We start from the raw sequence: 8,698 nt of genomic DNA on the forward strand, positions 1-8,698 counted from the left end.
TGTGCAAATATGCGAAAGCTCATTCATATATGTTTTGGTGTAATAAAAAACCAAGAAGCGTTTAAGCTTCAAGAAAGTTAAATACGGCCTTGAAGCTTAAAATGAGAGATGGTATCTACAGGTAATTAAACCATAGCGTTAAGTTTTGGCTGTAGGCGTAGCGCTTGCTCTCGCGAAAAGCGCAGCTTTTAATTACTTATATTTAAATACTTATATCCAATATTTAATAACGAGTATCTTCGTTATGTCTGTGCCCACTGTCTTAGTAAGTTATGGTACACACCTGTTAATTGAATAATCTCTGGGCTATCTTCTACTTTGCTGCGCAAACTTTGAATCGACATATCTAAATCAAATAACAAACCACGTTTTTCGTCGCTGTTTACCATGCTTTGCAGCCAAAAAAATGAGGCTAATCTGCGCCCACTCGTTACTGGCATTACACGATGTAAACTCGTTGAAGGGTATAACACCATACTGCCTGCGGGCAGCTTTACACTGTGTGAGCCATAAGTGTCTTCAATAACAAGTTCACCGCCCTCATAGTCTTCAGGATCGTTAATAAATAACGTCATTGATACATCTGTACGAATTTTTACTGGCGTACCCGGCACTTGTCTAATTGCATTATCTACATGTACACCAAACGATTGCCCGCCTTGATAGCAATTAAATAACGGAGGAAAAATTTTTGCAGGAAGTGCAGCCGACATAAACAAATTACTACGCGCAAGTGCTGCCATAATAATATCGCCAAGCTCTTGGCATTCAGGACTATTTTCAGGTAGCTGTAAGTTATTTTTTGCTTTGGTTGATTGATGCCCTGCGGTAATACTGCCATCGGCCCACTGCGCTTTAAGCAAAACCTCATGGCAATACGCCACTTCTTCTTTCGTTAATAGCTCTGGAATTTTAACTATCATGTGCGCCCTCTCACATTTTCATCAAATAATTAAGGGCAGGTAATAGGCCTGCCCTTATGCTTACTTTTATTTTTTAATTTGTTTTAAAATTAAAAAGAGTAGCTCGCTGTTAAACTAAACTTACGACCATCACCTGGTACAAAGTGTCCACCACCTAACTGATCAACGTAATCTTTATCACCTAGGTTTTCACCATTAAGCTGCAGGCTCAAATCTTTTGATATGTCATACGCAACCATCAGGTCAAAAATAGTATAACCTGGCGCACGAGAGCGTGTTGACGTAGTGCCGTTGTAACGCTCACCTACATACTGCGCACCTAAACCAAACGATAACTTATCCGACATATCGTACGTAGTCCAAACACTTGCGCTATTTTTAGGCGTACGTGCAAGCTCGTTACCGATTTGAGTTGCGTCATCGCCTAATGCTTCAGTTACTTCGCTATCTTGGTAAGTGTATGAAGCAATTACAGTCCACTCTTTAGTAATTAGGCCCGTTGCTGAAAGCTCTAAACCTTGAACGCGCTGCTCACCACCGAGTATTTCGTCACTTGAGCTATCTGCAAATGGGTCATCAGTACGGGCATTGGTTTTTTCAGTACGGAAAAGTGCAGCATTAGTTTGCAGGCGGCCATCCATTAGGCTCCATTTAGTTCCTAATTCATAACTGCGGCTTTCTTCTGCGTCTAAATCAGCTGCATTTGAACGCGTAGATACCGTTAGGCTTTCCGCCGATGGGTTAAATGAATTACCTGCGCCTAAATATACACTGCCATTTTCTGTAGGTTTATAAACTACAGCTGCATTCCAGCTAAATAAATCGTCACTTGTAGAAATTAAAGCGCTTGGATCATTGTAATCGTTGTGATAATCCGTAGTGAAGCTATCAAAGCGAATTCCACCTGTAACTTCCCATTGCTTGTTAAGCGTCACTGTATCAAATGCATAAATAGCTTGGTTTTTAGCTTTAGCTTCAATGCTTGTACCGTCACGGCCGTACACACCCGTAAATGCAATTGTTGCATCAGGATTGTATAAGTCGTTACGTATTCCATCTTCAATTAGGTTATCAGGTGTAGTTGCAACAAAGTTATGGCGTGTAAACGTTTCGTTTGCAAGTTCAACACCCACTACAACATCGTGAGTAAAGCCAGCAAATTCATAGTTACCAATTAAATCAACTTGAAGTGCAGCAAGTGAATTTTCTGTATCACGTGTTTTTTCATCCGCAAAGGTAATGTCAGTGTCTGTTGTAACCGAGAAATAACGCGGTGCAGTTGTTACTGACTCACGCTTAACTTTACCTAAACGACCTTGCACACGTAACGTAGTATTTTGAGAAAAATCATACTCATAACGAGCTGTTGTTGAGTAAGCTTCAATATCTTCGTAATCACGGTAAATATTACCGTAAAAGTTATCAAAGTCGACAGGAGAAGGTGAGCGTGCACTATCTGCAAGTTCAGCTACTGGCGTATCACTGTAAACCCAAGGAATACCATAATCTGGTAAATTGTCTTGGCGTTGATACTCTAGGTTTAAATCAAAACGGCTGTTTGTACCAAGCCCTGTTGCAAATGCAAACGCAACAGCATTTGTTTCATTTTCAACATGATCACGACCTGCAACATCACCTTTATCAGTAAGAAGATTGATACGTAGTGCGCTTGTATCGTTTACTTGAATGTTAGTATCAAAACGACCACGGTAATCGTTTTCTGTACCTAAACGTAGAGAAACGTCGTTAAAGTTGTCTAACTTCGCCTTTTTACTTTCTAAATTAACACTACCACCTGTTGCGCCACGACCTGAAACTGCAGAGCCTGGGCCTTTTGCAACTTCAACGGCTTCAATGTTGTAAATATCACGTGTGTAACCTGCAACATCACGAATACCATCAACAAAAATATCATTTGTTGCACTAAAACCACGAATCGACATGCTATCGCCAGTAGGTGAGCCACCCTCACCTGCTGCTAAAGAAATACCTGAAACATTACGCAAAGCATCACGTAGGCTATCTACGTTTCTGTCTTTCATTACCGCTTGGTTGATTACTGTTACCGTTTTAGCTGTATCGAGTAGCGGTTGAGTGTATTTATGCGACGTTGATTTTTCTACAACATAACTAGACTCAGTTTTAGTTTCTGCTTTGGTTACCGATAGTTCTTGAACATCCTGTGCACTTGCCCAAGTTGAAAGCGTAGCTGTAACAACCGCTGCAATTGGCTTCACGTACGCATTTCCTTTATTCGATGGCTTACTCATGGTTACTCCGTAGTTTTTATTAAGCACTTAACTATTGTTAATTTAAGGTACATATTTAATTTCGGCGAAATCCTACCACTCAAACAACGCAATGTAAACGATAACTGTTATCAATTGCATTGTTATGTGAATTCCTATATTGTATACACACTCAAAAATTAACAGTAATTACGTCCTTGTAATTGCTTGTCGTAACTTTCAGGATTGTTGTTAAGTAATGCGAAGCTTAATTAAACCAATTAGCGTAGTTATCGCGCTTTGTAGCACTATGGCAGTAAAAGCCGACACTGTTAGTGAGCTAGAACAACTCGTTAATAAATGGCTACAAATAGAAAATCAAAACACAGAATTAAATACTCATTGGCTTGAACAAAAAAGCAGTATGGAGCAAACCTTAACGCTTCTTAATGCCGAGCAGCAGCAACTTAGCGAGCTTAATCAGCGTAGAAAAAAAAGCACCAGTGAACTTGCCCAAAAACGCGAACAGCTTGTAACTCAGCAATCAGAACTTGAAAATGATCAACAGCAATTAAATGATCAACTAGCACGTATTTCTGGGCAATTACTTTCATTACAAGTGCAACTCCCCCCGCCACTTTTAAGTAGTTGGAAAAACGCTGGTGATTTAAGCTATTCAAAACTCAGTACAACTGACAAATTACAAACAGCACTAAAAATGCTGACTCTACTTAATGATTTTCAACAACGTATTTCTATTCACGAAATGGCTATTAAGCATCCTGACGGGCAAGAAGTATGGGTTAAGCAGCTTTATTTAGGTGCAGCTCAAGCATGGTTTGTAAGCGAAGACTTAAGTTATGTAGGTATTGGTTTTCCAAGTGATTTAGGTTGGCAGTGGGAGTTTGATTCAAGCATTAATGCAGAACAAGTTGCACTGGGTATTGCTGTACAGCAAAAAAAGCGCGCTGCTGATTGGGTAACACTCCCAATATTAAGTTATGTAAATAAAAACCAGCAAGGGGCTAAATAATGGCTACTAACAGCATAATTAAAGTATTTAGCGCCACAGTTTTACTTTTTAGTGCAAACATATCTTTTGCAGCTAGCAGTGATGATGCTAAGCAAAGTATTTTAAGTGATATTAAAACAGCGCAGCGTACTCTAAGTAAAACTCAAAATAGCATTTCAAAAGAGCAAGCGACCCTTGCAAAGCAAATTTTTACCAAGCAGCAATCGCTCAGTAAGTTACGCGAACAAGCAGCCGTTAATCGCCGCCTAGCTGACGAAAACACATTAAGCCTTGATCAGTTACAAACCCGATTAGACACTTGGCAACAGCAGCAGCAATATCAATTAAACTTACTTAGCCGTTTTGTACGCCAAAATACCAGCAATAGTGCTAGCAGTAACGAGTCGGCTAATAGCCAAAACGAGTTATTAAGCCGTGTTGTATCGCTAATTAATAATCAAGAGCAGGCACTTTATCCACAGTTAAAAAAACAATCGGTTGTGCTAAGTAATGGCGAATTAAGCCAAGCTAATACCCTTCAAGTCGGGCCTGTTGCATGGTTTAGTACGCAAACACCTAAACTTATGGGTTTATTAAATTTAGATGATGAATCTAATGCATTAAAAGTAGCGTTAGTACAATCAACAAGTGACGACAACCCACTCGATAATACTTTAAAGCAAAACGGTGTAGGCTCTACATTACTTACTTTTGATCCTAGTTTAACGCACTTAGTAACTAGCCAAGCCCAACAAGAAAGTCCGCTTGAACACCTAGAAAAAGGCGGTTTATGGGCTATCCCTATTATTTTATTTGCCTGCTTTGCACTTACCATTGCGCTATTAAAAGCCGCACAGCTACTGCGTTTAAGTAAAATTAAAATGCACTCTCAAATGCAATTACAGCAACTTTTTAAAGCTGAAAATAGCAGTGAATTTTCAGGTATGCAGCAGCAGCTATTTAACTTAACGCTGCAAAGCGAAAAAGGCCAAGTACGAGACGATCAATTATTTAATCAGTTAATTCATGATAAGCATAAACTCGATAACTTTATTGGCGCTATTGCCGTTACTGCAGCAGTAGCCCCACTACTTGGGTTATTAGGCACTGTTAGCGGCATGATCGAAACATTTAAAATGATGACCTTGTTTGGCTCAGGCGACCCAGAAGTTGTATCGGGCGGTATTGCACAAGCACTTATAACAACCGAACTGGGTTTAGTCGTGGCCATACCAGCACTTGTGTTAAATGCATTGCTATCACGTAAAGCAAAAGCGTACTACAGCCAACTAGAAGGCTTTGCATTACAGCTAAGCCAACTAGAAAAAGGAGATAACAATGTTTGAAAAGATAGTTAGTAACCCTATTTGCTGGTGTATTCTTTTACTCGCTTTATTTGTATACCAGCTGATTTTTCATGACTTACTGCACCTTAAACAATACCAAGCGCAGCGCAAAGGTTATTGGCAAGAAGTTAGCTCTATTTTAACTGCAGCGCTTCCGCTACTTGGTTTATTAGGCACCATTGTTGGTTTGCTTGATACATTTAAAGTAATGGCGCTGGGCCATAACGAGTTAATGAGTGACGCCATTGGTGACGCATTACTAACAACTCAATTGGGCCTCGTGTGCGCTATCCCTGCGTGGTTAATGCAAGCTTACTTAGCATATTCACAGCGTAATCCTAAATTACATACGTTAAGTAAGCAGTTAGGGTAACACTATGCAATCACGATTAAAGCACAAGCTAGAGCAAGAAGCGGGGCAACATATTGATATGTCGCCGCTACTTGATGTTGTATTTATATTGCTAATATTTTTTATTGTTACAACCGTATTTGTACGCGAAAGCGGCGTTGAGGTTGATAAACCACAAGCCGTATCGGCCAGTCGTCTTGAGCAGCAAGTTATATTTTTAGCAATAACCGACAACCAACAAGTATTTTTTGATGGCAGCCAAATTGGTGTGGCTGGCGTACGTAGTAGTGTCGAGCAAATGTTAAAACAGCAACAACGCCCTGTGGTTATTCAAGCTGATAAAACAGTACCTACTGAATTACTTGTTCAAGTAATTGACGAAGCAAAGCTGGCAGGCGCAGCGCAAGTTAACTTAGCTACGAAACAATAATATGCACACGATTAACCCGCTTCAAAAAACAAAAAACAATCGCCATCCGCTGTTTGCATTTGGCCTTAGCCTCATTGTGCTTAGTGCTGCATTACTGCTTTTATGGCTTGGGCAACTTGCTGAACACCATATACAAGACAAAGTGGTTGTACGTGAGATTGCCATGGTGGCACTGCCACCTCCCCCTCCTCCATCTATATCGCAACAGCAAACAAATGAGCCAATGCAAAGCTTAGCGGTAGAAGGTGCAGGCGCGTCAATTCAAGCCGTAAAAATTAAGATAAAGAGTGATTTAAGTATTGTAAAACCCGATACACCCAACGTAAAAGTAAGCGCGCCACAATGGCAATCAATGAGTGTAAATTGGGATGCATTTAGCTTAAATCAACTCGATGGTCTCCCCACTTTACTTACTCCCGTCAAGGCCGTTTTACCAAAAAGCTTAACCCGCCGAGGTGTTGATGTATTTACTGTAAAACTCGATGTATTTATTGATGAAAGTGGCAAGTTAAGTTTAATTGAGGTAGTCCAAAACCCATACCCTGAACTTAAACCAGCTATCGACAAAATTATTAAACAAAGCCGCTTTAGTGCACCTAAAAAAGAAGGTGAAACCGTACGCGCTCGCTTTATTTGGCCAATCGAATTTAAACCTTAAGCCTATTAAAATGAAAAATATGAATATATTTAAAACGCTAAAACCATTAACTCGCTCAGTTATCACTACTTTAATGTGCTCACTCCCTTTATTAGGTGTAAGTAGCGTGCATGCAAGCGCTGCTATTACGACATTAAAAAGTGCGCCACTAAAAGTAACGTTATCGCCTAGCGATCCAACATGGCAATTAGCTATAAATAATAAATTACTAGGCCCTACAGAGGTTCTTATTGAGCCGACCGAGCGCGGTTTTGCTCGCCAAGTACAACCACTATTACAAGCCGGTAATTACAGTGAAGTTGCGGCGCTATTTAAAGGCCGTGATATAAGCCAAGATAGCACTGCTTTAAACTTATTACGTGCACAAGTTCTGCTTTCAACAAAAGACTTTAATAACGCTGAACTAGCGTACCTAGCGTGTTTAAAAGCCTCACCTGATTTAGTAAAAGCACACCAAGGTTTGAGCCTTTTATACATGCAACAAGCAAAGTATGACAAAGCACAAATACACCTAGTTCACAGTATTGAACTTGGCCAAGCTGATGCACAAAGTTATGCGCAACTTGCTTATATACACGTGCAGCATAGCCAACCTTGGAGCGCAGTAGCGGCGTACCGCCAGGCGCTTATGCTAGCGCCAGAAACAAGCCAATATCAACAAGGGCTATTGTTTGCGTTAATTGAATCGGGTGATTTAAGTCAGGCAAATGCGTTACTAAAAGAATTACTTAATAAAAGCCCTGATAAAGCTGAACTTTGGCTGCAACGTGCACAAATAGCATTACAGCTTGATCAAAAAAAGCAAGCGCTTGCTGCTATTGAAGTGGCCTTAAAACTCAACCCTAAAGATGCCAGCAACCAGCTTTTAGCAGCCCAGCTGCATTTAACTGAAGGCAGCACTGAACGCGCAGTGAGTTTATTAAAGCAAGGTTTAAAACACGCCACTAAACAGCAGCAAGTTGAGGTTATTAATACCACGATGCAAACTTTAGGCTGGCTTGTATCTCAACAAAAATGGGATTTAGCTAAAGATCTAATAGGCAGCGCAAAAAGATTAACTAAGCAGCTACCCCGTGATGAACAAGCGCAGTTTTCTGTATACAGCGCACAAATTGCTATGCAACAAGGTAATACTAAACGTGCTCTTAAAAGCTTAAATAATGCACTTAAAATAAACCCGAATTTAGGTGATGCCCTACTTAGTTTAGCAAGTATATATCGTAGTAAAGGCCAACTCACCCAAGCTAAACTTATGTATGTTCGTGCACAAGCTCTGCCTGATTACCAACTATCGGCGTGGCTTGGATTATCGCAAATAGCGATTGATTCTAAAGACTACCCGAGCGCGCTAAAGCATCTTAGAAAAGCATTACAAGCCAATCCACAACGCCAGGACTTAATTACTAATATTCGCGCCCTTGAGAATATAGTGCGCCAAGAAGGGTAAGTTTAACACCGTGGTTAAATTTACTTGTATAAGCGCAGCTTGCTGGCGTGACGAGCAAAGCTCGTAATTTCTATGTTTTAATGTCTTCTCATTTACTCCTCTTTGTGCGATAAGATCTTAAGTGATTTATTCACAAAGAGGTTTAGAGGGCGCTGCGCTTTAGAGAAGTAAAAATATATAATTACTATTGTTTTATGTTTTCTCATTTACTCCTCTTTTACTTCTCTTTGTGCGATAAGTTTTTAGATAATTTATTCACAAGGAAGTTTAGAGGGCGCTTCGCTTTAGAGAAGTAAAAATAC

8 protein-coding genes are annotated in these 8,698 nt (G+C 40.1%); 6 read left to right on the forward strand and 2 right to left on the reverse strand.

The window, feature by feature from the left end; translation table 11 throughout:
* Positions 1-242: 242 nt before the first annotated feature.
* A complete protein-coding gene (locus H5115_RS17770; protein WP_002960803.1) occupies positions 243-923 on the reverse strand; it encodes a Fe2+-dependent dioxygenase in 681 nt (226 codons plus the stop codon).
* Positions 924-1,012: 89 nt separating this feature from the next.
* Positions 1,013-3,193, reverse strand: a complete 2,181-nt coding sequence (locus H5115_RS17775) for a TonB-dependent siderophore receptor (protein WP_138488523.1) — start codon at positions 3,191-3,193, stop codon at positions 1,013-1,015.
* A gap of 217 nt (positions 3,194-3,410) precedes the next feature.
* Here H5115_RS17775 and H5115_RS17780 point away from each other — a divergent pair, with 217 nt between their 5' ends.
* The 6 genes from H5115_RS17780 to H5115_RS17805 are packed head-to-tail and all read left to right on the forward strand — an operon-like array spanning position 3,411 to position 8,396.
* On the forward strand, positions 3,411-4,184 hold the full coding sequence (locus H5115_RS17780) for a DUF3450 family protein (RefSeq protein ID WP_182756599.1): 774 nt from the start codon (positions 3,411-3,413) through the stop codon (positions 4,182-4,184).
* Positions 4,184-5,509 (forward strand): MotA/TolQ/ExbB proton channel family protein, encoded by a 1,326-nt coding sequence (locus H5115_RS17785; protein WP_182673242.1) that lies wholly within the window; start codon positions 4,184-4,186, stop codon positions 5,507-5,509. The genes H5115_RS17780 and H5115_RS17785 overlap by 1 nt, the downstream gene beginning before the upstream one ends.
* Positions 5,502-5,882 (forward strand): MotA/TolQ/ExbB proton channel family protein, encoded by a 381-nt coding sequence (locus H5115_RS17790; protein WP_002960812.1) that lies wholly within the window; start codon positions 5,502-5,504, stop codon positions 5,880-5,882. Before H5115_RS17785 ends, H5115_RS17790 begins: the two co-directional genes overlap by 8 nt.
* Positions 5,883-5,886: 4 nt before the next feature.
* On the forward strand, positions 5,887-6,291 hold the full coding sequence (locus H5115_RS17795; protein ID WP_036981164.1) for a biopolymer transporter ExbD: 405 nt from the start codon (positions 5,887-5,889) through the stop codon (positions 6,289-6,291).
* A gap of 1 nt (position 6,292) precedes the next feature.
* Positions 6,293-6,949, forward strand: coding sequence for an energy transducer TonB (locus H5115_RS17800; protein ID WP_165743699.1), 657 nt, complete (start codon positions 6,293-6,295; stop codon positions 6,947-6,949).
* 19 nt (positions 6,950-6,968) lie between these two features.
* Positions 6,969-8,396, forward strand: coding sequence for a lipopolysaccharide assembly protein LapB (locus H5115_RS17805; protein WP_182756601.1), 1,428 nt, complete (start codon positions 6,969-6,971; stop codon positions 8,394-8,396).
* Positions 8,397-8,698 lie beyond the last annotated feature (302 nt).

It is taken from the genome of Pseudoalteromonas sp. SR44-2 (assembly GCF_014163745.1).
Taxonomy (GTDB): Bacteria; Pseudomonadota; Gammaproteobacteria; order Enterobacterales; family Alteromonadaceae; genus Pseudoalteromonas; species Pseudoalteromonas distincta.

Bases quoted from the DNA above. Each gene is read 5' to 3' on its own strand.
- H5115_RS17770 (WP_002960803.1), bottom strand. From the start codon at position 923: ATGATAGTTAAAATTCCAGAGCTATTAACGAAAGAAGAAGTGGCGTAT.
- H5115_RS17775 (WP_138488523.1), bottom strand. From the start codon at position 3,193: ATGAGTAAGCCATCGAATAAAGGAAATGCGTACGTGAAGCCAATTGCA.
- H5115_RS17780 (WP_182756599.1), top strand. From the start codon at position 3,411: ATGCGAAGCTTAATTAAACCAATTAGCGTAGTTATCGCGCTTTGTAGC.
- H5115_RS17785 (WP_182673242.1), top strand. From the start codon at position 4,184: ATGGCTACTAACAGCATAATTAAAGTATTTAGCGCCACAGTTTTACTT.
- H5115_RS17790 (WP_002960812.1), top strand. From the start codon at position 5,502: ATGTTTGAAAAGATAGTTAGTAACCCTATTTGCTGGTGTATTCTTTTA.
- H5115_RS17795 (WP_036981164.1), top strand. From the start codon at position 5,887: ATGCAATCACGATTAAAGCACAAGCTAGAGCAAGAAGCGGGGCAACAT.
- H5115_RS17800 (WP_165743699.1), top strand. From the start codon at position 6,293: ATGCACACGATTAACCCGCTTCAAAAAACAAAAAACAATCGCCATCCG.
- H5115_RS17805 (WP_182756601.1), top strand. From the start codon at position 6,969: ATGAATATATTTAAAACGCTAAAACCATTAACTCGCTCAGTTATCACT.